Annotated in this window: 21 protein-coding genes, 1 tRNA gene and 1 pseudogene; 17 read left to right on the top strand and 6 right to left on the bottom strand. The window is 38.8% G+C overall.

Features of this window, described 5'->3' with window-relative positions:
- Positions 1-5 precede the first annotated feature (5 nt).
- The 13 genes from rplP (at position 6) to H5161_RS02135 (ending at position 12220) form a co-directional block, all read left to right on the top strand.
- Positions 6-419, top strand: a complete 414-nt coding sequence (rplP, locus tag H5161_RS02195) for a 50S ribosomal protein L16 (RefSeq protein ID WP_002957890.1) — start codon at positions 6-8, stop codon at positions 417-419.
- On the top strand, positions 419-610 hold the full coding sequence (rpmC, locus tag H5161_RS02190) for a 50S ribosomal protein L29 (RefSeq protein WP_002957889.1): 192 nt from the start codon (positions 419-421) through the stop codon (positions 608-610). Before rplP ends, rpmC begins: the two co-directional genes overlap by 1 nt.
- A complete protein-coding gene (gene rpsQ / locus H5161_RS02185) occupies positions 610-867 on the top strand; it encodes a 30S ribosomal protein S17 (RefSeq protein WP_002957888.1) in 258 nt (85 codons plus the stop codon). Before rpmC ends, rpsQ begins: the two co-directional genes overlap by 1 nt.
- A 623-nt stretch (positions 868-1490) precedes the next feature.
- Positions 1491-1958, top strand: a complete 468-nt coding sequence (gene tsaE, locus H5161_RS02180) for a tRNA (adenosine(37)-N6)-threonylcarbamoyltransferase complex ATPase subunit type 1 TsaE (RefSeq protein WP_182768586.1) — start codon at positions 1491-1493, stop codon at positions 1956-1958.
- A gap of 27 nt (positions 1959-1985) precedes the next feature.
- Entirely contained in the window at positions 1986-3329 is a 1344-nt protein-coding gene (locus H5161_RS02175) for an N-acetylmuramoyl-L-alanine amidase (RefSeq protein WP_138489744.1), read from the top strand.
- Positions 3330-3365: 36 nt separating this feature from the next.
- Entirely contained in the window at positions 3366-5213 is a 1848-nt protein-coding gene (gene mutL, locus H5161_RS02170) for a DNA mismatch repair endonuclease MutL (protein ID WP_182768585.1), read from the top strand.
- A 10-nt stretch (positions 5214-5223) separates the two neighbouring features.
- Complete coding sequence (gene miaA, locus H5161_RS02165; RefSeq protein ID WP_002957884.1) at positions 5224-6141, top strand: tRNA (adenosine(37)-N6)-dimethylallyltransferase MiaA; 918 nt, start codon at positions 5224-5226, stop codon at positions 6139-6141.
- Positions 6142-6219: 78 nt separating this feature from the next.
- Positions 6220-6483: an RNA chaperone Hfq gene (hfq, locus tag H5161_RS02160; RefSeq protein WP_024597268.1), complete on the top strand. Its 264-nt coding sequence runs from the start codon at positions 6220-6222 to the stop codon at positions 6481-6483.
- A 15-nt stretch (positions 6484-6498) separates the two neighbouring features.
- On the top strand, positions 6499-7788 hold the full coding sequence (gene hflX, locus H5161_RS02155) for a ribosome rescue GTPase HflX (protein WP_024597267.1): 1290 nt from the start codon (positions 6499-6501) through the stop codon (positions 7786-7788).
- A gap of 100 nt (positions 7789-7888) precedes the next feature.
- Positions 7889-9058 carry an FtsH protease activity modulator HflK gene (hflK, locus tag H5161_RS02150; RefSeq protein WP_002957881.1) on the top strand — a complete coding sequence of 390 codons (1170 nt, stop codon included), beginning with the start codon at positions 7889-7891 and terminating at the stop codon, positions 9056-9058.
- A 5-nt stretch (positions 9059-9063) separates the two neighbouring features.
- The gene (gene hflC, locus H5161_RS02145) at positions 9064-9942 is read left to right on the top strand and encodes a protease modulator HflC (protein WP_002957880.1); all 879 of its coding nucleotides are present in this window, start codon (positions 9064-9066) and stop codon (positions 9940-9942) included.
- A 214-nt stretch (positions 9943-10156) separates the two neighbouring features.
- The gene (locus H5161_RS02140) at positions 10157-11470 is read left to right on the top strand and encodes an adenylosuccinate synthase (protein WP_024597266.1); all 1314 of its coding nucleotides are present in this window, start codon (positions 10157-10159) and stop codon (positions 11468-11470) included.
- A gap of 111 nt (positions 11471-11581) precedes the next feature.
- Positions 11582-12220, top strand: a complete 639-nt coding sequence (locus H5161_RS02135) for a tetratricopeptide repeat protein (protein ID WP_182768584.1) — start codon at positions 11582-11584, stop codon at positions 12218-12220.
- Positions 12221-12289: 69 nt separating this feature from the next.
- On the opposite strand, the gene H5161_RS02130 is transcribed toward H5161_RS02135, so the two are convergent.
- Positions 12290-14137, bottom strand: a complete 1848-nt coding sequence (locus H5161_RS02130; protein ID WP_002957877.1) for a sodium:proton antiporter — start codon at positions 14135-14137, stop codon at positions 12290-12292.
- 869 nt (positions 14138-15006) lie between these two features.
- Between H5161_RS02130 and proB the strand changes: the two genes are divergently transcribed.
- Entirely contained in the window at positions 15007-16113 is a 1107-nt protein-coding gene (gene proB / locus H5161_RS02125) for a glutamate 5-kinase (RefSeq protein ID WP_002957876.1), read from the top strand.
- Positions 16110-17357 carry a glutamate-5-semialdehyde dehydrogenase gene (locus tag H5161_RS02120; protein WP_182737011.1) on the top strand — a complete coding sequence of 416 codons (1248 nt, stop codon included), beginning with the start codon at positions 16110-16112 and terminating at the stop codon, positions 17355-17357. Before proB ends, H5161_RS02120 begins: the two co-directional genes overlap by 4 nt.
- Before the next feature lie 72 nt (positions 17358-17429).
- On the opposite strand, the gene H5161_RS02115 is transcribed toward H5161_RS02120, so the two are convergent.
- The 4 genes from H5161_RS02115 to H5161_RS02100 all read right to left on the bottom strand — a co-directional run bounded on the left by H5161_RS02115 (position 17430) and on the right by H5161_RS02100 (position 24432).
- Positions 17430-19637 (bottom strand): EAL domain-containing protein, encoded by a 2208-nt coding sequence (locus H5161_RS02115; protein ID WP_182712018.1) that lies wholly within the window; start codon positions 19635-19637, stop codon positions 17430-17432.
- 59 nt (positions 19638-19696) lie between these two features.
- Positions 19697-22915: a response regulator gene (locus H5161_RS02110; protein WP_182768582.1), complete on the bottom strand. Its 3219-nt coding sequence runs from the start codon at positions 22913-22915 to the stop codon at positions 19697-19699.
- A complete protein-coding gene (locus H5161_RS02105; protein ID WP_182695517.1) occupies positions 22915-24177 on the bottom strand; it encodes a PotD/PotF family extracellular solute-binding protein in 1263 nt (420 codons plus the stop codon). Before H5161_RS02105 ends, H5161_RS02110 begins: the two co-directional genes overlap by 1 nt.
- Positions 24178-24356: 179 nt before the next feature.
- A tRNA-Ala gene (locus H5161_RS02100) sits at positions 24357-24432 on the bottom strand.
- Positions 24433-24598: 166 nt separating this feature from the next.
- Here H5161_RS02100 and H5161_RS02095 point away from each other — a divergent pair.
- Together H5161_RS02095 and H5161_RS02090 are read left to right on the top strand one after the other, a co-directional pair.
- Positions 24599-24994, top strand: coding sequence for a hypothetical protein (locus tag H5161_RS02095; protein ID WP_182694033.1), 396 nt, complete (start codon positions 24599-24601; stop codon positions 24992-24994).
- Positions 24993-25187: pseudogene (locus H5161_RS02090) on the top strand (prolyl-tRNA synthetase associated domain-containing protein); the annotation flags it as partial. The gene H5161_RS02095 and the pseudogene H5161_RS02090, both read left to right, overlap by 2 nt.
- Here H5161_RS02090 and H5161_RS02085 read toward each other — a convergent pair.
- Positions 25154-26302, bottom strand: coding sequence for an MFS transporter (locus H5161_RS02085; RefSeq protein WP_182694031.1), 1149 nt, complete (start codon positions 26300-26302; stop codon positions 25154-25156). The pseudogene H5161_RS02090 and the gene H5161_RS02085 overlap by 34 nt on opposite strands.
- Between the last annotated feature and the right edge of the window lie 166 nt (positions 26303-26468).

Here is a 26468-nt window from a genome sequence, read left to right as displayed (position 1 = left end):
GAGTAATGTTACAGCCAAAACGTACAAAATTCCGTAAAATGCACAAAGGCCGCAACCGCGGTTTAGCGCAAAACGGTAACAAAGTAAGCTTCGGTACTTTCGGATTGAAAGCAACTGGCCGTGGCCGTATGACTGCTCGTCAAATCGAAGCAGCTCGTCGTGCTATGACGCGTCACGTGAAACGTCAAGGTAAAATCTGGATTCGTGTCTTCCCTGACAAACCGATTACAGAAAAACCTCTTGAAGTTCGTATGGGTAAAGGTAAAGGTTCTGTTGAATATTGGGTTGCTGAAATTCAGCCTGGTAAAGTACTTTACGAAATGGAAGGTGTTTCAGAAGAGCTTGCTCGTGAAGCGTTTGACCTTGCTGCTCGTAAACTGCCATTCAAAACAACTTTCGTAACTCGGACGGTAATGTGATGAAAGCTAGCGAACTAAAAGATAAAAGCGTAGAAGAGCTTAATGCTGAACTTCTAGGACTACTTCGTGAGCAATTTAATATGCGCATGCAAGCTAGCACTGGTCAGTTAGCTCAGACACACACGCTAAGAACAGTACGCCGCGATATCGCGCGTGTAAAAACAGTTATTAACCAGAAGGCAGGTCAATAATGAGCGATAAAATTCGTACTCTTCAAGGCCGTGTAATCAGCGACAAGATGGAAAAATCTTTCACTATCGCTATCGCACGTTATGTGAAGCACCCAATCTATGGGAAATTCATTAAACGTACGACTAAGTTACACGTACATGACGAAAATAACACAGCAAAAGCGGGTGACGTAGTTACTATCCGTGAATGCGCACCAATTTCTAAGAATAAATCTTGGACTTTAGTAGACGTTATTTCTAGTCCAAAACAAGCTTAATTTTTAATTAAGTTAGTTTTGTAAAAAAGCCCTGGCATTAGCCGGGGCTTTTTGTTTTCTGGAACTGCCTTGTCTTGAAACGTGTTTACACATTTAGGACTTATACCAATCCGCAATAATACTTAATCATTTTACGAGGCTAAACGTGTCGCTACCTGCTTTAAAAAATGCTCATTTAGAACAACTAAATAGCGAATTTCTGCCTAGCTATCAACACGTTTTTCCAGCCTCAAAATAGATCACTTAATTAAGCGAATTGGTATTATCTTTTTATCAGAAATACAAAAGCATGTAGGGTAGTTTTCTGGTTTGTGTCATCAACTCCGTTATTGCTATATATTTTTTAGTATCAGAACTAGTGGCTGAATCATAAAAGTTTGATTATAAGCTTACATATCTCAGTAACTTTAATACTTGCTATAGGCATATAAGCCGTAGCGTTACTTTTCTCTTACTTTATTTCAATGTTACAGTTTTAAGGTATCGAAAATAGATATTCAAATATAACTTTAATCATTCGCTTGTCTGGTTTTTTTATGTCTAAAACCTCAATTTATCGCCTTAAATGAATATTCTGGTATGATTAGCAAATATGCGCTTTTGAATGAATTTTTGAGGTAATAATGACGCGTAGTTTTGAATTTCATTTAACTGATGAGATTGCCACGGTTACAATGGGTAATCGCGTTGCTGATATTATAGAGCAAGGTGCGGTTATTTATTTACATGGTGATTTAGGTGCTGGTAAAACAACGTTTACACGAGGTGTAGTGCAAGGCTTTGGCCATACAGGTAAGGTTAAAAGCCCGACCTATACACTAGTAGAACCTTATGAGCTTGAGCGTGCAAATGTTTATCATTTTGACTTATACCGCTTAGGTGATCCTGAAGAACTCGAATACATGGGAATACGCGATTATTTCTCAGCAGACGCAATTTGTGTTGTTGAATGGCCTGAAAAGGGTGGTGAATTGATTCCTGTGCCTGATTTAGATATTACTCTAAGCTATGTGGGTAACGAACGTAAAATTGTTATAAATAGTGCGAGTGAGCGCGGTATAGCAATTGTCGAAAAACTAAATAATCAATAATAATATAGTTAAGGCAGTAATTATCCAATGAGCCGAGGTGTAGTTAAACTTTTTATTTATCTTATGGTTATCACCATAAGCTTGCCGCTATGGGCTAAAAACACAATCAATAGTGTGCGTGTATGGCCGTCTCCAGATAGTACGCGCGTGGTATTTGATTTAAATGATAAGCCCGACTTTAGCTATTTCATGCTTAAAAACCCTAGCCGCCTAGTGATTGATTTAGAAAATACTAGCGAGTTAAAAACATTGCCAGGTGTGCCCCCGAAACATCAAATAGTAAGCAAATTACGTTACTCAAAACCTAAAAATAAACAAAGCGTACGTTTAGTATTTGAATTAAGCGCGCCAATAAAGCCAGTGGTATTTGCCCTCGCACCTACAGGCCCTTATAAAAATAGACTCGTTGTTGATTTATATAATAAAAGCCAAGCTACTACAGTTGTTTCTCCTGCTCAAACAGCCGCTAAAAACCGTCAACTAAGCCAAGAGCGCGACATTGTTATTGCGATTGATGCGGGGCATGGCGGCGAAGATCCTGGTTCAATTGGGCCATCAGGCACCTACGAAAAAACAGTTACACTGCAAATTGCGAAACGTTTAGAGCGCATGATTGATGGCGAACGTGGCATGATTTCGCGCATGGTACGAAGCGGTGACTATTTTGTAAAATTAAATACCCGTACTAATCGAGCCCGTGAAAAAAAGGCAGATTTTTTTGTTTCTATTCATGCTGATGCATTTACAAGCCCTGGGCCAAATGGTGCCTCTGTGTGGGTTTTATCATTAAGACGTGCTAATTCAGAAATAGGTAAATGGATAGAAGATAAAGAAAAACACTCCGAGCTTTTAGGTGGCGCTGCTGATGTAATGAAAGATGCCGCCAATGAAAAATATCTAGCACAAGCGTTGCTTGATATGTCGATGGACCACTCTATGAAAACTGGCTTAAATGTAGCTGATGAAGTGGTTAAAGAGCTTCGTAAGGTTGCCAAACTGCATAAAAAAGATCCCCAGCATGCGAGCCTTGCAGTACTAAAATCACCAGATATTCCATCTATTTTGGTAGAAACGGGGTTTATATCTAACCCGCGAGAAGAAAAGCTACTTAAAAGCCCTAATCATCAAGAGCGTTTAGCTAAAGCTATATTTACTTCAATTAAAAATTATTATTTGAAAAATCCGCCGGATGATTCTTTATTTGCTAAATTAAAGTCGCAATATCCAACAAAGCATAAAGTACGCCCCGGTGAATCTTTAAGTATGTTAGCGAGTCGCTATGGCGTTACAGTCAATAAATTAAAACAAGTTAATAAGCTTAGTTCTAATACCTTATTTATTGGGCAAGAGCTCGATATACCTCAAAGTTAGTCATTATTATTAGCGCAATGTTTGCTAGGAAGTCTCATGAATATTGAAATATTACCCGCGCGTTTAGCCAACCAAATTGCCGCAGGCGAAGTGGTTGAGCGCCCTGCGTCGGTAGTAAAAGAGCTTGTTGAAAATAGCTTAGATGCTGGCGCAACGCGTATTCAAATTGATATTGAGCGCGGCGGCCACAAACTTATTCGTATTCGTGATAATGGCGCAGGGATAAGTAAAAATGAGCTAACGCTCGCACTTTCTCGCCACGCGACAAGTAAATTAAAATCACTTGATGACCTTGAAAACATTTGCTCACTTGGGTTTAGAGGGGAAGCACTTGCGTCAATTAGTTCTGTGTCGCGTTTAACGCTGAGCTCAAAACCAAAAGAGCAAGAAGCGGCTTGGCAAGCTTTTGCAGAAGGCCGCGACATGGCCGTTCAAGTAAAACCTGTAGCGCATCCCGATGGCACAACCATTGAAGTAAAAGATTTATTTTTTAATACTCCAGCACGTCGTAAATTTTTACGCACCGAAAAAACTGAATTTAGCCATATTGATGAGTTGATAAAGCGTATTGCGCTTAGTCGCTTTGATGTCTCTATTACACTAACTCACAACGAAAAAGTAGTAAGGCAGTATCGTGCCAAAACTGATCCCTCTCAGGCTATAACACGCGTAGCACAAGTTGCAGGCAAGGCCTTTGCCGAGCAAGGTTTGCATATTCAATCAGGAGAAGGCGGCCTACAGCTGCATGGTTGGGTGCTACCTGTAGGCTCAGCGAATACGACTCAGTACACTTATGTGAATAATCGCATGATGCGCGATAAGCTTATTTTGCATGCTATACGCCAGGCATTTGAAGAAGTAAGTGGAACACAAGAATTACCCGGTTTTGTCATTTATATTGATATTGACCCACGACAGGTTGATGTCAATGTTCACCCTGCTAAGCATGAAGTGCGTTTTCATCAAGGGCGGTTAATTCATGATTTTATATTGCAAGCTATTAAGCAGGTAGTAGTGCCATTGCAAGGCGAATTCACTAACGAATCAGCGAGCATAGAAGCAGAATTCACGCCAGCGTTCATTGAGTCAACGCATAGCAGTGCTAATAATATAGAAAGCGAAGGAGTGTTTGATTACCCTAAATCGCAATTACAGCCCTCTTACTCTGGAAGTGCTGGTAGCTCAAGTTCGTCCTCTGGTACTAGAAGTATTGGCGGTGCATACCGTGCTGCACCAAGTACGAGCCATCATGACGTAAATGCGTTTTATCAAGGAGTGAGTGAGCAACACGCCGCGCATTTTGATAATGCAGCCAATATATCTGCTGCACTACACCAGTCCGTATCTGTGGATAATGTCTTAAAAGCTGTTTCTATTATAAGTGTTAGTGAAGGAGTGTGTGTCTATAGTGAAGAGCAGCAATTGTATTGCTCACATTTTAAATATGCATTAGTTGATGATTGGCATAATCAAATTAAAGAGTTCGGAAGTTTAGAAGGGAAAGCCCTTTTGTTACCAGTGCGAGTAAACTTAGAAAAAGAAGATTGCTTACTTATAGAATCCCAGCAATCGTGGTTTACCTTACTTGGTTTTGAACTTGTAATAGAAAAACAATTTGTAATGGTTAAAAAATTGCCAGCGTGTTTATATTTACTTGATGTAAGTGCAGCGGTAGGTGAGCTACTTGATGCGTGTAAAGCAAAACTTGAAAATATAGAGAATTGGTTAGAATGGCAAATGAAATGCGTGCCGACCCGATTTTATTTAAGCAATATATTTTTAGCGCAACAAATGCGCTTACAAAATAATCCACAAACTATTGAACGCTTGCGTAAAAAAGCAGTTAAAATAGAGCTAAATCACTATTTAACGCAATTAGATTAAGGTATCAGTGTTGAGTAATTTACCAGTTATATTTTTAATGGGTCCAACTGCAGCAGGTAAAACAGCATTGGCAATCTCGCTGTGCGAGCATTTAAATACAGAAATAATCAGCGTAGATTCAGCGCTAGTGTATAAAGGTATGGACATTGGTACAGCAAAACCTGATGCGGAAGAATTAGCCAAAGCTCCGCATCATTTAATTGATCTACTTGACCCGAGTGAAACGTATTCAGTTGCAGATTTTAGGCGCGATGCAGTGCAAAAAATTGACGAATTTCACAGACAAGGTAAAGTGCCTGTATTGGTTGGAGGTACAATGCTGTACTTCAAATCTTTAATTGATGGTTTATCGCCTTTACCTGAAGCAGATACAGAGATAAGAGCAGAGTTAGAAGCGCAAGCGAAAGAATTTGGCTGGCCTCATTTATATAAAGAATTAGTTAAAGTTGACCCAAAAGCAGCCGAAAAAATAAGTGAAAATGATTCACAAAGAATTAATCGAGCTTTAGAGGTTTACAGGTTAACTGGTAAGACCATGACTGAGTTGCAAATGCAAAAACAGCCGGCTTTACCTTATACTTTTCATCAATTTGCGATTGCACCGCAAGAACGCAGTGAATTACACCGCCGAATTGAAGAAAGGTTTAAAATAATGATTGATCAGGGGTTTGAAAATGAAGTTTCGACCCTATATCTACGTAAGGATTTACACCCCAATATGCCTTCTATTCGTTGTGTTGGTTATAGACAAATGTGGGATTACCTTGCGGGTGAAACAAACCATGATGAAATGGTTTTTCGTGGCATCGCAGCAACACGTCAGCTGGCAAAACGGCAGTTAACGTGGCTTCGTAGTTGGCCTGATGTTACTTGGTTAACAACAGGCGACGAAGAAAACTTGCATCGTGTAGTAAGTTCGCTAAGCTAGTAGTAGTTGAATATTGTTTTTTATCAAATAAGTTCAGCCACTTAATTATAATAACACCTAGAACGAAGGAACAATAACATGGCAAAAGGCCAATCGTTACAAGACCCATTTTTGAATGCACTACGACGTGAGCGCATTCCAGTATCAATCTTTTTGGTAAATGGCATAAAATTACAAGGCAAAATTCAGTCATTTGACCAATTTGTTATTTTACTAGAGAACACCGTAAATCAAATGGTTTATAAGCATGCAATTTCTACAGTTGTCCCTGCTCGCGCAGTTAACTTCCAAGCAGTTCAAGGGAGTGAAGACACTGAAGAGGCAGAAGCTGGAAACTTTTAATTAGGAGCATAATGTTTGTTTGACCGCTATGAATCCGGCGAACAGGCAATTTTAGTTCATATCGACTTGCCTAAAGAAGGAGATCGTGAAGATCTTCACGAATTAGAAATGTTGGTATCTTCTGCTGGTGTTAGTAGTTTGGCGGTTGTGCAAGGCAGCCGTCAAGCACCACATCCGAAACTATTCGTCGGTACCGGTAAAGCAGAAGAAATAGCTGAGATTGTCAAAATCCACAAAGCAGATGTCGTAATTTTTAATCATCAACTCAGGCCATCACAAGAGCGTAATTTAGAGCGCGTTTGTCAATGTCGTGTGCTTGATAGAACGACGCTAATTCTTGATATTTTTGCCCAACGCGCACGTACCCACGAGGGTAAGCTGCAAGTTGAATTGGCTCAACTTCGCCATATGTCGACTCGATTAATTCGAGGCTGGACTCACCTTGAACGTCAAAAAGGCGGGATTGGTTTACGTGGTCCTGGTGAAACTCAACTTGAAACTGACAGAAGATTACTTCGTGCCCGTATTCAAAATATTCGTGCACGTTTAGCTAAAGTTGCAGTGCAACGTGAACAAGGTAGGCGAGCTCGTACTCGCAACGAAATACCTACAGTTTCATTAGTTGGTTATACCAATGCGGGTAAATCTACATTATTTAATCGAATTACAAATTCAGATGTATACGCGGCCGATCAGTTGTTTGCCACGCTTGACCCGACTCTACGTAAGCTTGAGTTAGGTGATGTTGGCCCTGTTATCTTAGCTGATACAGTGGGCTTTATTCGTCACCTACCACATGACTTAGTTGCTGCTTTTAAAGCAACGCTTACTGAAACTCGCGAAGCTGATTTGCAGTTACATGTAATTGATGCCGCAGACTCACGTCTGCAAGAAAATATTGAACAAGTACAATCGGTGCTTAAAGAAATTGAGGCCGATGAAGTACCACAGCTATTAATTTATAATAAAATTGATGCGCTGGATAACGTAAGCCCACGTATTGATCGAGATGACGAAGGTCAACCTATAAGAGTATGGCTTAGCGCTCAGACTGGTGAAGGGTGTGAATTACTTAGCGAGGCTATCAGTGAGTTACTAGCTAAGAAGATGTTTAACGAAACATTATTTCTTACGCCATTGTATGGTCGCTTAAGAGCTGCATTGTTCAGTTTAAATGCAGTGCATGAAGAGCAATTTGATGAGCAAGGTAATTGGCTGTTAGATGTTAGAATGCCAATGGTTGAGTGGAATCGTTTAATTAAAGAATTTGGTCCTGAAATTGCTGGTTTTATCAACCGTAATTAAAAATTGACGTTTTAATGTCGGTTTTTGTATGAGAAACGCGGTAGATTTGTTAGATTTAACACAATTTCCTAATTTATTTAGATAACAATGGAGTATAGCTATGGCCTGGAATGAACCGGGTAATAATGGCAATGACAAAGATCCGTGGAATAATAAAGGCGGACGTGATCAAGGCCCACCTGATTTAGACGAGGTGTTCCGCAAGTTTAGTAACAAGTTCAGCGGCTTATTTGGCGGGAAAAAATCCGGCAATGGTAGCGGCGGTGGACTTGGCGGAGCCGGTATTTCATTCATACTTATTATCGCCGTTATTGTATGGGCGTTAAGTGGTATTTATACGGTTAAAGAAGCCGAGCGTGGTGTGGTTCTACAATTTGGTAAATATGACCGAATTGCTGATCCTGGTTTGCGTTGGAAAATGACTTTCATCGAAACGGTAATCCCAGTAGATATTGAAGCTGTTCGTTCATTATCGGCTTCTGGTTTTATGCTTACTGAAGACGAAAACGTCGTGAGCGTTGAGTTTCAGGTGCAATACAGGGTTATTGACCCATACCTTTATGAATTTAGCGTAACTAACGCTGATAGTAGCTTAGAAGAAGCGCTAGACAGTGCCCTGCGTTATGTTGTGGGCCATGCAAAAATGGACCAAGTATTAACTAATGGCCGTGAGGTTGTTCGTCAAAATACATGGGATGAGCTTAATAAGATTATCGAACCATATAACTTAGGTTTAATTGTTACTGACGTGAACTTTAAAGACTCTCGTCCACCAACTGAAGTTAAAGATGCATTTGATGATGCAATTGCTGCACAAGAAGATGAAGAACGTTTCATCCGTGAAGCAGAAGCATATGCTCGTGAAATTGAACCGCGTGCTCGTGGTCAAGTAACGCGTATGACTCAAGAAGCGGAAGGTTATCAAGAGCGCATTACATTGGAAGCACAAGGTGAGGTAGCTCGCTTTGAAAAGCTTTTACCTGAATATCAAGCAGCTAAAGAAGTTACTCGTGAGCGCTTATACATTGATGCAATGGAAGAAGTGTTAGGGAGTAGTTCTAAAATATTGGTTGATGTTAAAGGCGGCAATAACATGATGTATTTACCTCTTGATAAAATCATGGACAAGCAAGGAACCGCAACACGAGTTGCACTTCCAAGTTCAAGTGATATTCAAGACTTACGTAATAAAGTTAATACGTCGCGCAATAGCTCTGTTAATAGTGGCAATGACCGCTTTAACAACGACCGCTTCAATGATGGGAGATAATCATAATGAAAAACTTTAGTTTAGTAATACTATTAGCTGCCATTGTTATGTCTTTCTCATCGGTATTTGTTGTACCTGAAGGGCAAAAAGCAATTGTAATGTTATTCAGTAAAGTACAAAAAGATAGCGACGACAAAGCGATTGTATATGGCCCAGGCCTACAATTTAAAGTACCATTTTTTAGCCAAGTACGTCGTATTGATGCACGTATTCAAACGCTAGATGGTGCGCCAGATCGCTTTGTTACTAGCGAGAAAAAAGACTTAATTGTTGATTCGTTTGTAAAATGGCGAGTTAATGACTTTAGTGCTTTTTACTTACGTGCTCGTGGCGATAAGCAATATGCTGAAACGCTACTTAAGCAAAAAGTAAACAATGGTCTTCGTACAAACTTTGGTACACGTACAATTCGCGAAATTGTATCAGGTGAGCGTAGCGAGTTGATGGAAGAAGCGTTAGTACAAGCTTCTGAAAGTGCACGTGAGCTAGGTATTGAAGTACTAGACGTACGTGTTAAGCAAATCAACTTACCACAAGAAGTGAGTAGCTCTATTTACCAACGTATGCGCGCTGAGCGTACTGCGGTTGCAAAAGAGCACCGTTCTGAAGGTCAGGAAAAAGCAGAGACTATTCGTGCGGGAGTTGACCGTCGAGTAACTGTAATGCTTGCTGATGCTGAGCGTAATGCACGTTCTGTACGTGGTCAAGGCGATGCTGATGCTGCAGGCATTTATGCTAATGCGTATAACAAAGACCCTGAGTTCTTTAGTTTTGTACGTTCACTTGAAGCTTACAAAAAGACTTTTAAAGATAAGCAAGATGTTATGGTGCTTTCACCAGATAGCGACTTCTTCCAATATATGAAAGGCGCTAAAGCTCAATAGACTTTACGTTAATTATTTAAAAGTTAAAAAGCCTCGCATTTGCGGGGCTTTTTGTTAAATACAAACTAGTGCGTTAAATCACTGTTATTTATGTGGTTATTGGTCAATATTTGGATATAACAATTGCCCGCAGAAAAAATAAGCTGAACAGGGGTGATCTTTACTTTAGTTTTCTGGTAAAATCTCGTCCTAATTTTCTCTAAGTGAATTTACGATGGGTAAAAACGTTGTTGTATTAGGCACCCAATGGGGTGACGAAGGAAAGGGTAAGGTAGTTGATCTCCTTACAGACAAAGCATCTTTAGTAGTTCGTTATCAAGGTGGCCACAATGCGGGTCATACTTTAGTTATCGAAGGTGAAAAGACGGTTCTACACCTTATTCCATCGGGTGTATTACGTGACAATGTTAAATGTGTGATTGGTAATGGTGTAGTTTTATCACCAGAAGCGCTAATGAGAGAAATTGGCATGCTTGAAGAGCGCGGCGTACCAGTACGCGAGCGTCTTTTAATAAGTGAAGCATGTCCGCTAATCTTGCCTTTCCATGTTGCATTAGATGTAGCCCGCGAAACAGCTCGTGGCGATAAGCCTATTGGTACAACTGGCCGTGGAATCGGTCCTGCGTACGAAGATAAAGTAGCACGTCGTGGTTTACGCGTAGGCGATTTATTTAATCCTGAAGTATTTGCAGCTAAATTAAAAGAAGTGCTTGAGTACCACAACTTCACTTTAGTTAACTACTACAAAGTAGATGCTGTAGATTTCCAAAAAACGTTTGATGATGCAATGGCTGTTGCTGATATCTTAAAAGCAATGGTTGTAGATGTAACTGAGCTTTTAGATCAAACGCGTTTAGCAGGCGAAAACATTTTATTTGAAGGTGCACAAGGTACGTTACTTGATATAGATCACGGTACTTACCCTTATGTAACATCTTCAAACACTACCGCTGGTGGCGTTGCGACTGGTGCAGGTTTTGGTCCATTAAACCTTGATTACGTTTTAGGTATTATTAAAGCGTACACGACACGTGTTGGTTCAGGTCCTTTCCCTACAGAGCTTTACGACGGTCTTGATAAACAAGATCCAGTTGGTAAGCACCTAGGTGATAAAGGCCATGAGTTTGGCGCTACAACAGGTCGACTTCGTCGTACTGGTTGGTTAGATGCAGTGGCTATGCGCCGTGCAGTTCAAATCAACAGTATTTCAGGTTTTTGTTTAACTAAGCTTGATGTTTTAGATGGCTTAGAAACACTTAAAATCTGTACTGGTTACAAGCTTGAAGATGGCACAGTTACTAACGTAACACCATTAGCGGCTGAAGGTTACGATAAAGTAACACCAGTATACGAAGAAATGCCAGGTTGGTCAGAAAACACTGTTGGTGTAACTAGTCTTGACGGTTTACCAAAAGCTGCGATTGACTACATCAAACGTATTGAAGAAATTACGGGTGTTCCAATTGATATTATTTCTACAGGTCCTGACCGTGTAGAAACTATGGTGCTTCGCAATCCGTTTGCGTAATTACCATTAGATTAAAAAAAGCTGCTCCGTGCAGCTTTTTTTGTGTCTAAAATTCACCTTGGAACGATCTTTGTATATTATTTAATAAGTTTATTTATATAAGTGGTGAACATGCGTTTATTTAATCGTAATTGCGTACTAAGGCTTTCGTTAATACCGCTGTCTTTATTTATAGCAACCAACAGCTTAGCTACAGAAAGCCCTGCTGCTGTGCCGCTGTATACAGAATCAGAGCTAATTGCGTTAATAAATAAAAATACGCATTTAGCGCGCGTAAAGGCAGATGATTGCCAGTTGGTGCAAGATATAGAAGCACGAGCCAATAAAATGGCATTGCCGTCTTATCAATTTTTATACGGCGATATGCTGGCTTATAACGTGTGCGTTGATCGCAATGTAGATTTAGGTGTGTATTACATGCGAAAAGCAGCTGAGCAAGGCTTAGCGGCAGCGCTAGAGCAATTGGGACGATACTACGACACTGGTCGCTTAGTTCAGCAAGATAAAGCAATGGCAATTACGTATTTGCGTGAAGCCTCGTCGCAAGGCAATTTAAAAGCACAACTACGTTTAGTTAAATTATTTAATGATGGCTATGGCAGCCCGCGTGATTTTGAAGATGCCTATCGTTGGCTATTTAATTCTATGGTGGCAGATAAAGCGACTCATAAAAAAATTGAGCGAGCGCTGACTAAGTTAGCGCAAAAAATGCCAGATAGTGTGGTTGCTCGAGCTCGCCTTCCTATTTAATGGCTTTTAAAAACAAAACCCTAACTTTTTAAGTTAGGGTTTTTTAGTTTTTACAGACCGTAAAAGTATTTAACTGTCTTCTTTAGCCTTTGTTTGCGGGTCTTTTAAAACTGACATTTTAGGCGGCTGTAATGCAACAACGCGTTCGCCTTCTTGCGGCGGTTTTTCCATGTTGATTGTAAACGGTCTTAGCTTAATTGGTGTATCGTCATCACTGTCTTTATCACCTTTGAGAATAAATAAAGGGATAGCCTCAGGGTTCATTTCTAAGTATTGTTCCCAGCTAAACTCATCCGAGATACGTGTTGAACTAACCTTACCGCCTTTAGCTATAATACTGCTTAAACGTGCATACGAGCCTTCGTCTCCAAACAGTATTTGTCTAGATAAAAACGTTGCGCTGTCTTTATTTGCTTTTGCATGCGACGTTGATGAGCGTAGCGAAAATACATTTTTCTCATTAAGTAAATGCGAAAAGTATTGAACACCTAACGCATTATGATGACGATTTGGCGATAATGCTAATACACTACGAATCGTTGTTAGAGGTAAGTAGCGTTCAGCATGCTCTGATTGCGGGTTACCATAATAACAAGCTAAACCATCCATACGTGCCATTCTGCAGTTTTCCCATGCAGGATCTGACAGGTGAACCGGAATGTTTTGCTCTTGTAAGCCTCGGCCGATTGCACGCGATACATGATTTGCACCAATAATTAATATTGTATTTGGCGATGGCTGGCGTACACCTAATAGCTTGGCGACAGGAATGGCGGTTAAGCTCTGTAGTACAACGGTAATTATAATTACTGTAAATATAAGAGGTACCATTTTTTCAGCATCCGCAACACCAGACTCCATCATGCTAAGCGCAAATACTGACCCAACGGCTGCGGCGACTATACCGCGTGGAGCTATCCAGGCAAGTACCAAACGAGACTTCATTGGTAAGTCAGTACCAAAGGTCGAAATAGCAATACACAGTGGCCGAGCAACAAAAAGCACGATAGCTAAAAATATAAATACATCGCTGTCGAGCATCATTAAATCAGAGAGCTGTAAGCGTGCTGCAAGTAAAATAAACAGCGTTGATATTAATATCATCGACAAGTCTTCTTTGAACTCAAGTACAGAATCTATTTCTAAATCGTCTTGGTTAGCAAGCCAAATACCAAATACAGTCACTGCTAATAGGCCTGATTCATGGCTTAAATAGTTTGATACAGAAAAACTAATGAGTACTAATGCCAATATACCAAACTTATGTAATTCAAATGGTAGCCACTCGCGGCGCATTAATAGTGTTGTTAACCAACCAGCAGCAACACCAATACTTAATCCAACACCTAGGGTTTTAACTAAAGCAATAATAGTGTGGCTAAATACTTCGCCTTGGCCTACCAGCATTACGGCTTCAAATACTAATACAGCGAATAATGCGCCGATCGGGTCTATTACAATACCTTCCCATCGAAGTATGCGGTCAATGTCTTGTGTTGGGCGCATTGAGTTTAATAGCGGTGCTATAACAGTAGGGCCTGTTACAACTAGCACTGCACCTAATACCGCAGCTACACGCCAATTAAGTTCAAGCAACCAATAGGCGCTGAGGCTAATAATAATACAGGTAGTAAGCATGCCGATGGAGCAAAGGTTTCTTACAACTTTTCCGATTCCTTTTAGCTCTCTGAAATGCAGAGTTAAGGATCCTTCAAATAAAATGATGGCAACACTTAGTGATACAACTGGAAACAGTAAATCACCTAACAATGCATCAGGGTCTAAAACACCACTAAATGGCCCAAGTAAAAGACCAGTAAGCAATAAGAAAAGAATAGCGGGCACTCTAAAAGCCCACGCGACCCATTGGGCAAGCACAGAGCAAAGTGCGATACCGGCTATGTAAATTGCTGACATAGATTAAGAATTCCTTATTTATGACGGTTTGTTTAGAAAGTATAACTTTTGTTAATTATTAATACAGGGGTATACACGGGAAATTCAAATATTACTAATCAATTTTAGCTGCTTATAGAAGATTAGTAGGCTTAAATTATTTTGCGCGTGTTAAGCCGCCTTATTTTAGGCTGTATTAATTGTTTAATTGGTTGAATTTTAATAACAATCTAACACCACAAACGAGGAGGAATTAGCTTCGCTCGAATTTTAACCTTGATTTTTAAGGGGTATTTAGTGTAATATGCTTCGTGTTCTAATAATTAGTTATCTAATGAAGTTTATTGGAAGTAAAAGTGATTTGTTAATCTTAACGTCATTTTTAATCTTTATAATCATGAATTAGTGGTGTTACTAGTATTCGAACACTATATAATTTCATTTGCCGAACTCTTGGTATGGTTTTGCTAAACAAGTTTATTTAATTATTTAAGTAAATAAAGGTTTGAGTTGAACTATTACTTTCAATGTTTAACCCCCATCGTGGCGGTTAAATCTCGGTCCTTTGGTCTTCACCCTATCTGTTGGTGTATCAGACTTTAGAGGCTCTATGTATGTTGTTAATAAAAAAGCCACACACAGCTTTTTACAGCGATGCATAAACAACACTTTTAAATTTTTTGATTAGTGCTGCTCGATATTATTGGGTTGTTGCTACTTTATACTTAACCTTAAATCTAAGCTTATTGTTTTAGATATGGTTTTCGCGTGTGTGTAAAAAAGTGTTGCCTAAATGAAAGACAAATTCGAAGCTATGTTTTAAACCTAGCTACTTAGTTTTAGCTCGTCTAATTAAGGTGAGCGCAGATAAAATGGAAAGTTGAGCATTTATGCAAAAGTTAAATTGGCGACGTATCGTACTAAAAGTAGGTAGTGCATTAATTGCACCAGATCAAGATGGCTGCCGTTCGCGTTACATATTAACCATCGCACAGTTCATTGTTCGTTGTCGTGCCCGTGGAATCGAGGTGATTTTAGTATCATCGGGTTCTGTAGCGGCTGGCGCGCATTTATTCCCATCAGACAAACCACGCTCTGTGGTAATGAAAAAAGCAATGGCGGCAGCAGGTCAAACAGAAATGATTGCCATGTGGGACCGCTTTTTTGACTTTCCATCTGCGCAGCTATTATTAACGCATGGCGATTTACGTGACCGCGAGCGTTACCAGAGCATCCGTGAAACCGTGTTCACTTTACTTGAACATGGTGTACTTCCTATCATTAATGAAAACGATGCAGTAACCACCGACGATTTACGAGTAGGGGACAACGATAACTTATCAGCAATGGTCGCAGCAGCTGCCGATGCCGATGCTTTATTAATATTCTCAGACGTTGATGGGCTATATGATAAAAACCCTAACTTACATGATGATGCGGTGTTACTGCCTGAAATAAAATCAATTGATGAATCTATTTATGCTATGGCAGGATGTGCTACAAGTGCGGTAGGTACTGGTGGTATGAAAACTAAAATAGAAGCAGCAGAAAAAGCAACGTCACATGGTATAGCGACTTATATTATAAATGGCTTTAAAGAAGAAACATTTACAAAACTGCTAGCTGGAGAAAACCCAGGTAGTGTATTTTTACCGTACGAAAAACCGATGCAGGACTCTATTCATTGGATGACACATACAGCAAATGAGCAAGGTGAAGTTGTTGTTGATGGATCATTTGATGAATCTCTTGAAGGTGAAAGTGGATGTATTCGTGGTGACGAAATTATGGAAGTTCACGGTGAATTTGCCGTGGGTGATACCATTTTAGTACGTAGTGAAGACGGTACGCGTTTAGCTAAAGCGACCGCAAATTATAGTAGCTGTTTGTTAAACTTTATTGCAGACAACGAACAGAGTGAATTCAGCGAAAAAATGCAGGATTCAATTGGACCAGTTATATCTGAAAAACATATCGCATTATTGGAGAAGTCATGAGTTTAATTACGGACATTTCACGTCAGGCAGCTAAAGCTGCACATACACTTGCTTTACTCGATACCGAGACTAAAAACCAAGTATTAGTTGAAATGGCAGCGGCACTAAGAGAGCAAAAAGCATTTATAATAAAAGAAAATGAAAGTGATTTAAGCGCAGCACGCGACAATAACTTAGCAGCCTCAATGATCGACCGCTTAACGTTAAACGATGAGCGTATTGAAGCAATGGCAGAAGGAATTGAAGTAATCGTAAGCCTTGATGATCCTGTTGGTCAACTGCGTGATATTACTGAGCGCCCAAATGGTATTAAAATTCGCAAAATGCGAGTACCTCTTGGTGTTGTATGTATGATTTACGAAGCACGCCCGAATGTGACAGCAGACGCTGGTGCATTATGTTTTAAATCAGGTAATGGCGTAATTTTACGTGGCGGCAAAGAAGCACTTAGAAGTTCACAAGCTATCGCAAGTGTAATGCACCGCGTACTTGAGAAGCACAACTTACCGGTATCACTTATTTCAGTGATTCCAGATCCAGACCGTGCGCTGTTAATGGAACTGATGCAGCAACGCGAAAGCATTGATTTAATCATTCCACGCGGCGGCGAGGGTTTAATTAACTTTGTTACTGAAAACAGTACGATCCCAGTAATTCAGCATTACAAAGGCGTTTGTCATCTATATGTAGATAAAGATGCCGACCTAGAAATTGCGCTTAACTTACTGCTTAACGGTAAAACGCAGCGCACCGGTGTTTGTAATGCACTAGAAGGTTTAGTTGTGCATCAAGATGTGGCAGATGAGTTTTTAAATCTGTGTGCAGTTGTATTACGCCAAGAAGGTGTAAAAATAAATGCTGACAGCTTTGCAGCTAAATACTTTGATAACGCAACTGTGTTAGCCGATAACGAGTTTGGTGAAGAATATCTAGACCTAGAAATCGCTATTCGCGTTGTTCCAAACTTTACGGCAGCGGTTGAACACATTGCACAGTTTGGATCAAACCATACAGAAGTAATTTGTACTAAAAATGAAGCTGCTGCAGAGTTATTCCAACGTAGTGTTGATGCTTCTGTAGTAATGGTTAACGCATCGTCTCGTTTTTCTGATGGCTCACAATTGGGCCTAGGTGCAGAGATTGGAATAGCTACTTCCAAGCTACATGCATACGGTCCTATGGGCCTCGAGTCACTAACGACAGAAAAGTATTTAGTTAATGGAGTTGGCCAAGTTCGCGAGTAACCGCAAAAATTAAGTCCATAAAAAGCCGAGCATATTTATGCTCGGCTTTTTAGTTTATAAATCACGCTACAGTTACTTTAACTTTTTTAACCAATCACTTGCAGGTTCTGGTCTATGCAAATAATAGCCTTGCAGAATAACCTCAGGATACTCCTGTAGTAAATCAAAGTGGGACTGGTTCTCTACGCCTTCAGCAACTATCTCGAGTTCAAATAAACGACCTAAGCTTACAATCATATCAATAATTAGTTTATCGTTGTTATCGGTAGGAGCCTCTAAAACAAAAGAACGATCAATTTTAAGTTCTTGTATTGGTAATTGTTTTAGGTAGGTTAAGCTCGAATATCCAGTACCAAAGTCATCAATTGATACTCTAATACCTAGCTTCTTGAGAAAGTGAACAGCTTCAATAGCCGCTTCCATATGATTAAGTAACGTACCTTCAATTATCTCAATAGTGAGTTGTTGAGGATTAATGTTATGTTGCTTTATCTGTTGGCTAATAAAGTTTAAAAAACGCGCTTCATGAAAGTGCCTGCCACTTATATTAATTGATAAGTTTAACTCAGGGTGGGTTTTACCAAGTTGCGTTAGTATTTCAAGTGCATTTGAAGTTACCCAGCAATCTAAATCATAAATTATGTCTGACTCTTCGGCTATAGATATAAACTCACCAGGGCTAATAAAGCCTTTTTGAGGGTGCTCCCATCTTAATAAAACCTCAGCGCCCTTAAGAGTTTGGTTTCGATCAAATTGGGATTGTAAATATAGCGATAGCTCATTATTTAAAATAGCTTTACGTAAATCTTGTTCTATTTCAAAACGGCGTTTTGCTTGCTCGCCAAATGAAGTATCAAAAAAGGTAACTCTATTGCCGCCTTTCTCTTTTGCCTTGTAACAGGCCGCTTCACAGTTACGAATAGTCTCAATAGCACTTTCCCATTGATCTTCTCGTGGAAAAATATAGGTGCCTATACTTACTGTTAAGCTAACGTCTTGTTCAGCAACGACAAATGGATGGTTTACACTTGCAAGTAGCTCTTGGGCTTTATTTTCAGCCATAGCTTGAGCTCTAGCTCTGCCCACACCTTTTTCAACTGTACATAGTACTGCAAATTCATCACTACCTAAGCGAGCAATAACATCTTTTTTACTCACGTGAGTATGGATTCGTTTAGTTAATTCTTTTAATATGTTATCGCCAGCGAGTAATCCTAATCCATCATTGATTGAGTGGAAGCTGTCTATGTCAATAATATAGATATAGGCATAACTATTTTCGGTACTGCAAACCTGAAGTTGCTGCTCTAACTGCTTTAAAAAACCATTTCGGTTTGGTAAACCTGTAAGGTCATCGTGCCATGTTAGGTAGTCAATTCTTTCTTGGGTTACTTTAACGCTCGAAATATCACTAAATACACCAATATAGTGCACGTTAGTATCTTGATCGCCTTTAACCAAACTGAGAGTTAGTAGCTCTGGATAAAGTTCGCCATTTTTTCGTCTGGTTACAAGCTCACCACTCCAATAGCCTGCTTGATTCGCATGTTCCCATACTTGGTCAAAGCTAATACTAGGGTGGTTGTTTTGTTTAATATCGTGCAACTGCATTTGCAGTGAGTCTGATTCACAGTAACCGGTTATACGGCAAAATGAAGGGTTTACGGCTATAATTTTGCCATTACTATCGGCAATAACAACACCATCAGCGGTTCCCGTTAGGGCTTGATAAAATAATTTTTGTTTTGATGAGAGTTCTTTTAATTCTTCTTCTCGCTGGCTAAGCTCTTTCGCAAGAGACTCTATTTCGAGTAGCTTGTCGTGCAGGTCAAAGTTTTTTTCTATAAGCCTATCTAGCATGCCTTGAGCGGTAATATGAGTGCGAATGCGTGCTCTAACGAGCGCTAGCTTGTAAGGTTTGTGTATGTAGTCAATTGCGCCCATCGCGAAGCCTTTTTCTTCAGACTCTTCCTCGGTAAGCGCTGTTACAAATATGACAGGGATCCCTTTGGTATTTTGTTTCGCTTTGAGTATGTTACATACTTCGTAGCCGTCCATGCCTGGCATCATTATGTCTAATAAAATCAAGTCAGGCCGAGTTGACTCAATAAAGATCAAAGCCTGCTCACCACTAGTAGAAATACGTACATCGTAGTCAGTTAAAAGTCCTTCTACTAATACGTGTAAATTACTAGGTTCGTCATCAACAATAAGAATTAAAGGTTTATGCTTTTGTTCTGTGGTTAATCCATTACTGTTTGCGAGGTAATTTGAATGCACTATCTGTCCTTCTCTGCGTTCTTTACAATATTAAATCTAGTTCAGGTTAGTGGTTATGCCTAATTTTTATTATCGTTTCTATACATATCAATAAGCTCAATTACTAACGCGTAGTTAAAATGATCAATTGCTTCTTTGAGCTTAAATAGGGAGTGGCCTCTCTCATATTGATTCATTTCTAGCTGTCTAACCAAACTGCTAGGTACGGGGCGAGCCGTTAATGCTAATGAGTATATATTATCAATAACCGAGTCTTCGTTTTCTAGTTGATGTTGCTGTATATGTTCTTTTTTAAAGCTGTCAGCTATCAAAAATTGTTTTACAGCAAAAAGTGTAAGTGTTAATTGTTCATTAAAATGAGATAAGTTAATACTTTTCTTATCTATTAAGCTTTTCTCAACACTTTGCGCGCTTTGTTGCAGTAGCTCAAAGCCTAATGTGCCGGCCAGTCCTTTGAGTGTATGTACTAGTCGAATTAAGCTTTCTAACTCTCTATTTTTGATTAATATATCAGCTTTAGTCGAAAAGTCATTGTAATCGTTGACAAACTGAGTAAATAATTTAGTTAACAATTTGTCATTGTTTTCTAGGTTTTCTTTTGCTAATGGCAGGTTTATAGTGCTCAGAGGTTCACTACTTTGCAGATGCTTTTCTATACTTTTGTAAAGTGCATCAAAAATAATCGGTTTTACTAAAAAGTCATCCATACCGGCTCTAAATGCTGCTTTTTTATCATTAGGGTCTGCGGCTGCCGTAATAGCAATTATAGGAGTTTTGTAGCCTCGCTCTCTTAATATGCTTGTTGCTTCTAGTCCGTCCATAACTGGCATTTGAACATCCATAAAAATAATATCGATGTCATTTGTCTCTATTTTATCTAATGCATCATGTCCATTATCAGCAATGATCACGGTCATATCTAATCTGGCTAAAAGAGCGGAAGCTATTTCTTGATTAATTTTATTGTCGTCAACAACTAATGCATTAAAACCCGAGAATTTAGGATGGGGCTTTAATTGCTTTTCTTTAAAATTATTTGGTGCGAGTGCTCTTAAAATTTCTACTTCACTATTTTTATTACCAATAATTATAATGTTTATATTTTCATTTTTTGCAATTGGTTCTGGAGACTCTTCATCGGTAATTAATAAAATAAGTGTCAATTTTTCATTAACGTTTTTATTTTGAGCGTACAGTTGTTGTAAAATAAAGTTATCGTTGAGCTCTTTTTTTTCTATCGACATTATTACAATACTAAATGGGCTACTAGGCTGAGACATTTTTGCAATGGCTCTTAATGGTTCTTTTGTTGTTTCTGTCGTTATGTCTATACCACTTAGTAAGTCCATTAATTTTTTAATTTGCTCATTATCAGGGCTAATTAATAAGGCGTGTTTTTTAAGCTTTTGTTGCTCAGATAAAGTAAAGGGTAGAGTAAAGAAAAACTCGCTACCTTGATTAATTGTGCTCCTTACTTGTATATCTCCGCCCAGCAATTTAGTTAATTGTTTGCTTATAGTGAGTCCTAAACCGGTCCCACCATACTTTCTTGTTGTGCTTGAATCACCTTGCGAGAAAGACTGGAATATAATTTTTGATTGCTCTTCAGTCATCCCAATACCCGTGTCTTTTATACTAAAGCGAAGGTTTATTGTTTTTTCGTGTTGAGATGTCGCTTCTATAATTAATGATATTTCACCATGCTCAGTAAACTTAATTGCGTTACCTACACAGTTATTTATTATTTGGCTTAAGTGCATTGGGTCGCCAATAAGTTCAAGCCCTGCATCAACGTGTAAAGTAAAGTTTAATAACAAACCTTTTTGCTTGGCATTTGTTGAGAATAAATTTTGAACGTTAGAAACTATAGTATGTAAGGTAAAAGGGATTTGCTCTAACTGAACTTTTTCCGATTCTAGCTTAGAAAAATCCAGAATATTGTTTAAAATCTGCAATAAATTTTGAGCACTTGAAAAAGCTTTATCTGCGTAGTGTTTTTGCCTTGAGGGAAGCTCGCTACTTTGTAAAAGTTGCAACATACCTAATATGCCATTCATTGGGGTGCGAAGTTCATGACTCATATTGGCTACAAAATCTATTTTTGTTTTATTGGCTTTATCGGTTTGCTCCATGGCACTCGTCAGGTCGGCATTCATTGCTTCCATTTGGGAATTTAATACGCGGGTTTCATTGAGTAGCTCTTTGGTTTGCTTATTTTTTAAATATAAAGCGTTAGCTGCTTTTATTACCGATGCTATTTCAGTTTGATTTTGGCTGTTATTTGAAATAGTTACTGGCTTTTCGCTATTCATATCTTTAAGTAATAAAGTGAGCTGAGTAATTGGTTTTATAACCGATCTAAAAATAAAATAGCTTAAAAATAAAATGATTAACATAATTAAAACGGCAAATATATTTGCCTGTTCTGTATTTTTTGTTAAGTGGCTACTTAGTAGCTCTTCTGTTTTGATTAGTTTATTTTTTTCTATGTTTTTAATTTCATTAGTTAAATACAGCAATTCGTTTTCTATGCCTGTAAGCACTACATTTACAGAAAAAGTGTAGCTACGGGTGAGTAATACAAGTTGGTTATAAGCTTGTTTTAAGCTTGTTGTTTTATTGGAGAGGGATTCATTTATTACAGAGGTGCTCGTTAGTTTTTTATGTAAGTGATTTAAGTTTTGTTTTACATTTTGTGCTTCATCAAAATTAGGTTTATAGAGGTAGCTTATAATTGCATGTTTTAAATTACTTATTGTGAGTAAAACATCGTTAAAAATAACTTTATTATCATTGTTTGAAGACCCTTCTAAATCACTAATTGTTACTTGTAAGTCATCAATAGGTTGTTTGAACTGAGTAATGTAAAGGTGTTCGCGTTTTTGTCTGTTTACGACAACTTGGCCAAATGTATCTTGGTAATTACTTAAATACTCGCCAAGGCGTATTAGTGAGTTTTGATACTCAGGGGTCTGGTTTTGAGTGTTTGTTTTTAGCTGCTCGAGATTTAGATTTGCCTTATTTAAGTAAAAATTAAATTTGGTAATCGTATTTTCATTTGCATTGTCAATAAATGAAACTGCATGCCCTTGCAGGGAAATAATATCGTTTTCTAAGTTAGTTACAGCTTCACTTTGAATAAGCGCGTTATGTTGCGATTTTTGCAAGTTAAGTAAAGACGTTTGCGAATAGTTAAACAAATAGCTCTGTAAAAGAAGTAATCCAATCAGCGAACACAGAGCTAATATTATTTTTGATTTAATTGAGTTTATTATCATTATCGGCTAATCAACTCATACCATTTTTGCAGGCTGTAGTCATAGGTTGGCATAACTGTATTCCACACTGCTACATTACTAAAGCGTTTATGGTAACTACCGCCATTACGTTGCCCACCTGCTTTTACTGCTACGTCGCCATTGGTATTTAATAAATCTATGTTTGTTGCTTTTCCACCGTACCAGTAATCCCATTCAGACTGAGATAGGAGTAGTTTAGAGCGCTGCGGGTTACTAATGTAATAACCTTGGCGAGCAATAAATGCACCAGGCCAGCCTGAAAGCCACCAATTCATATAATCGTAAGCTGCATCTTTTGCGCTACTTTGTATTTGTGACGATAAACACATAACACCATGCCAGCCTCGGTAGCCTTCTTTTGGCGCGGCAAATCGTACATTAATATTTTGGCTGTTTAATGCAGAAACTGCAGGCGAAAACATGCTTTCTATATGGGCTCGTTTACTTTTCATAAATTCAATCGACTCAGGAACCGAGTTCCAATAGCCACTAAAGTGACCTTGGCGTTTAAAGTCGAGTAATATACTAAACAATCTATCAAGTTCTGGGCGGGTCATTGCACCTATATTGTTAAATTTTATAAGCCCTTTACTTTGTGCTGCTAGGGCTAGGTCAAATAATCCAATGGTAGGCGCATTTACAATAGCTACTTTACCTCTGTTCTCGTCATCAAGCAGCCAACTCCAGCTTTCTGTTTCGTATGCTATACCGGGCTTAATAAAGTCGGTGTTGTAACCAAAAGAGTCAACATTATGCACATAAGGTAAAAAGCTAAGATGATCGCTTTCTTGTGCGCTTAATGTGCCATCGGGTTGAACATTTAATAATTTATAGGGGGAATCACCTGCACCAATACTTGCAGTTTCGGTTAGTTTTCCCGTTTTAGTAAGTGGATTTATCTCGTTAAAGTAGGTGAGTCGTTTTTTTTCTATTGGCTGAATGGAACCTGCATCCCAAAGCACATTAATGCTGTCTGACCATTGTTCGTATAAATCAAAGGAGCTAGGGTCCATTGATGCCTTTTGCAAAACAGCAGCGCTGCCTGCGGGAGTAAATTCTATATTAATACCCAAGTCACTCATCGCTTGCTTGCGGATAGCCTCTTGGAGTGTTACATGCGTACCAAGCACTCTTAATGTGACTTTTTTTCGGGCAAAAACATAAGGCGCATGTGTTATTGCACCAGCTGTTAAACCTATTGCAGCTAGCTTTTTTAGCGTTGAACGCTTAGGGTTGTCCATGTTAAGCCTAAAGTACTAATGTGTGACATTATGTATAGCTAAGAACTTGTAAAGACACAAGTTGAATGGATAAATTTAAAATTATATAGAATGAAAAATTAGAATATTAGGGTGTCAAAAAACAATAAAAACAGTGGAAAAATAGAAGAGTAGAACGAATTTGAAAAGGAGTAGGAAAGTGGTGGAGCTAAGCAGGATCGAACTGCTGACCTCCTGCGTGCAAGGCAGGCGCTCTCCCAGCTGAGCTATAGCCCCACATTCCTAAGTTACATATAATGTAACTGCTTGACTGCTGAGTTCCAAGCGGGACGAACTTTAAGTTTTTTTATAAATTTGGTCAAGTATTTTTTCGTAAATTTTCACTGTTTACGTCAATTTTTGTTAGACTCGGCTTAATTCAAAACTAAAACGATAAAAAACAATGAAAAAATGTGTTCTAGCGCTTATGGTTTTACTCGCTGGCTGTGCCTCAAATGATGAGCCGCCTTTTGAAATAAATAATAAACAGTTTCACGAAAAGCAAGATGATCAAGGCAATAAGCTTTTTGCTTATGTTGTTTCGGTAAAAGCTAAGCATCGTGAAAACTTTAACCTTGACCGTGGTTCTAATAAGAGACCAAGTCGTGGTGAGGTTAAGCAGTATATAGAGAAAGAGCATTTTGAAGAGTCGAGCATTCTGAAGTTACAGCTAGAAGACCAAGCAGTTGAATTATTAAATCAGGAGCTAAAAGATCGTAAGTATTGCGACAACAAGCATGAAGTTAATGATGTTTTATGGCGAGATTTGAGTGTACAACTAAGAGGGCGTTGTTTGTAATATGTTGGCTCTTTTAAATGATAAGCAAAACGAAGTGAGCTTATGGGTTGACCAAGATATTTGGCACGGTGATTTGTTTCATTGTCATCCGTTTGAAAACACCCAAACATGGTTGCTTAGTAAAGCTGATTTAGAAACATTTTTTAATTACACAAAGCATCAACCGCGCGTTGTATTTTTACCCTCAAAATAAGCCCACATAATTAACGATAAACCACATAAGCAAACCGCAAGCAGCGTAAACATAAACGCTGTTTGCCCATGATGTTGGTATACCACACCGGGTAATAACGACCCCAATGCGCCACCACTGTAATAAAACGATACATATCCGCCATTGGTTACACTTGGTGGGGCTTTACTTATTTTATTAACGAGCGGTGCGGCAGTTGAATGAATCACAAACATAGCACCACAAAACAAAGTAAATGCGATTAAAAATAAGCTAAGCTGATGGCTCATTAATAAAATAATACTCACACTATAAAAACTAAATACCGCAGTTAATAAGTGCCAAGGCGAAGGGACTTTTTTAAGTAACCAAGGTGCAGCAATAGAGGCGAGGGCACCAATTAAATAACCACTGTAAACCAAACCTATGTCACGAGTATTGGTAATTAAAAACGTGTTTTGTAATATAAACGGTAAGTAGTTAAGTAGTGCCGCGAAACAAAAGAACATACAAAAAACGGCGCCGTAAACTTTAAGTACAGCGCCTTCTTTAAGTTGTTTAATGTAATCGAGTGGGGAGAGCTGCGACTGTTTAGCTGGGTTTGTAAAGCGAGAATGCTTAACTGTCAAAGCTAAGCAAATAAGCATAAAAGCAATTACGTAATAAAAGCTCTGCCAATTCCATAAGTCGCTAAACAAAGCGGCAAACACGCGTCCAAAGTAACCACCAACTATACTGCTACCAATATATAGGGTCATATTTTTTTGAAGTGTATCAGCGCTATAACTCATGCCTATATAGCTAGTCATTGCTGTTAAAGCTGCGGGGAGCGTTAAACCTTGTAAAAATCTGACTAATAATAAAAGCTCAAAGCTAGGTACATAAACAAAAAGTAAGCAGCTAAGGCCTAAAAGCACCATTGCAATACGTAATATAAGTAGTGGATTTATTTTTGCTAAAAATAAACCATAAACGAGCGGGGCAATGGCTAAGGGCAGCATAGTTGCAGTCATTAAGCTGCCAGCTACCGCAGGTGCTACATTAAATTCGCTCGCAAAAAGGCTAAGTAGGGGTTGCGGTGCATAAAGCACAAAAAATATAAATACCGAGCAAACGAGTAGATGAGGTAAACGCATTATATGGCTTGTGCATTTGCTGATTGGTTGCGTGGTATTGTATTAAAAATTGGTTTTAATTCATAATTAAAACCATAGTCATTGCGCTATATCATGGTTTGTTTTAACTAGTTTGCTAGATTAATGTCGATAGCGCTGTTATTTGAACTCGTTGGTGATTAAAATA

This window comes from Pseudoalteromonas sp. SG43-5, from assembly GCF_014164345.1.
GTDB classification, from domain to species: Bacteria; Pseudomonadota; Gammaproteobacteria; order Enterobacterales; family Alteromonadaceae; genus Pseudoalteromonas; species Pseudoalteromonas distincta.
The sequence above is the reverse complement of the archived record's forward strand: the minus strand, read 5'-3'. Positions and strand labels throughout refer to the sequence as shown.

Coding starts and splice junctions, on each gene's coding strand:
- rplP (WP_002957890.1), top strand. CDS start 6: ATGTTACAGCCAAAACGTACAAAATTCCGTAAAATGCACAAAGGCCGC.
- rpmC (WP_002957889.1), top strand. CDS start 419: ATGAAAGCTAGCGAACTAAAAGATAAAAGCGTAGAAGAGCTTAATGCT.
- rpsQ (WP_002957888.1), top strand. CDS start 610: ATGAGCGATAAAATTCGTACTCTTCAAGGCCGTGTAATCAGCGACAAG.
- tsaE (WP_182768586.1), top strand. CDS start 1,491: ATGACGCGTAGTTTTGAATTTCATTTAACTGATGAGATTGCCACGGTT.
- H5161_RS02175 (WP_138489744.1), top strand. CDS start 1,986: ATGAGCCGAGGTGTAGTTAAACTTTTTATTTATCTTATGGTTATCACC.
- mutL (WP_182768585.1), top strand. CDS start 3,366: ATGAATATTGAAATATTACCCGCGCGTTTAGCCAACCAAATTGCCGCA.
- hfq (WP_024597268.1), top strand. CDS start 6,220: ATGGCAAAAGGCCAATCGTTACAAGACCCATTTTTGAATGCACTACGA.
- hflK (WP_002957881.1), top strand. CDS start 7,889: ATGGCCTGGAATGAACCGGGTAATAATGGCAATGACAAAGATCCGTGG.
- hflC (WP_002957880.1), top strand. CDS start 9,064: ATGAAAAACTTTAGTTTAGTAATACTATTAGCTGCCATTGTTATGTCT.
- H5161_RS02140 (WP_024597266.1), top strand. CDS start 10,157: ATGGGTAAAAACGTTGTTGTATTAGGCACCCAATGGGGTGACGAAGGA.
- H5161_RS02135 (WP_182768584.1), top strand. CDS start 11,582: ATGCGTTTATTTAATCGTAATTGCGTACTAAGGCTTTCGTTAATACCG.
- H5161_RS02130 (WP_002957877.1), bottom strand. CDS start 14,137: ATGTCAGCAATTTACATAGCCGGTATCGCACTTTGCTCTGTGCTTGCC.
- proB (WP_002957876.1), top strand. CDS start 15,007: ATGCAAAAGTTAAATTGGCGACGTATCGTACTAAAAGTAGGTAGTGCA.
- H5161_RS02120 (WP_182737011.1), top strand. CDS start 16,110: ATGAGTTTAATTACGGACATTTCACGTCAGGCAGCTAAAGCTGCACAT.
- H5161_RS02110 (WP_182768582.1), bottom strand. CDS start 22,915: ATGATAATAAACTCAATTAAATCAAAAATAATATTAGCTCTGTGTTCG.
- H5161_RS02105 (WP_182695517.1), bottom strand. CDS start 24,177: ATGGACAACCCTAAGCGTTCAACGCTAAAAAAGCTAGCTGCAATAGGT.
- H5161_RS02095 (WP_182694033.1), top strand. CDS start 24,599: ATGAAAAAATGTGTTCTAGCGCTTATGGTTTTACTCGCTGGCTGTGCC.
- H5161_RS02085 (WP_182694031.1), bottom strand. CDS start 26,302: ATGCGTTTACCTCATCTACTCGTTTGCTCGGTATTTATATTTTTTGTG.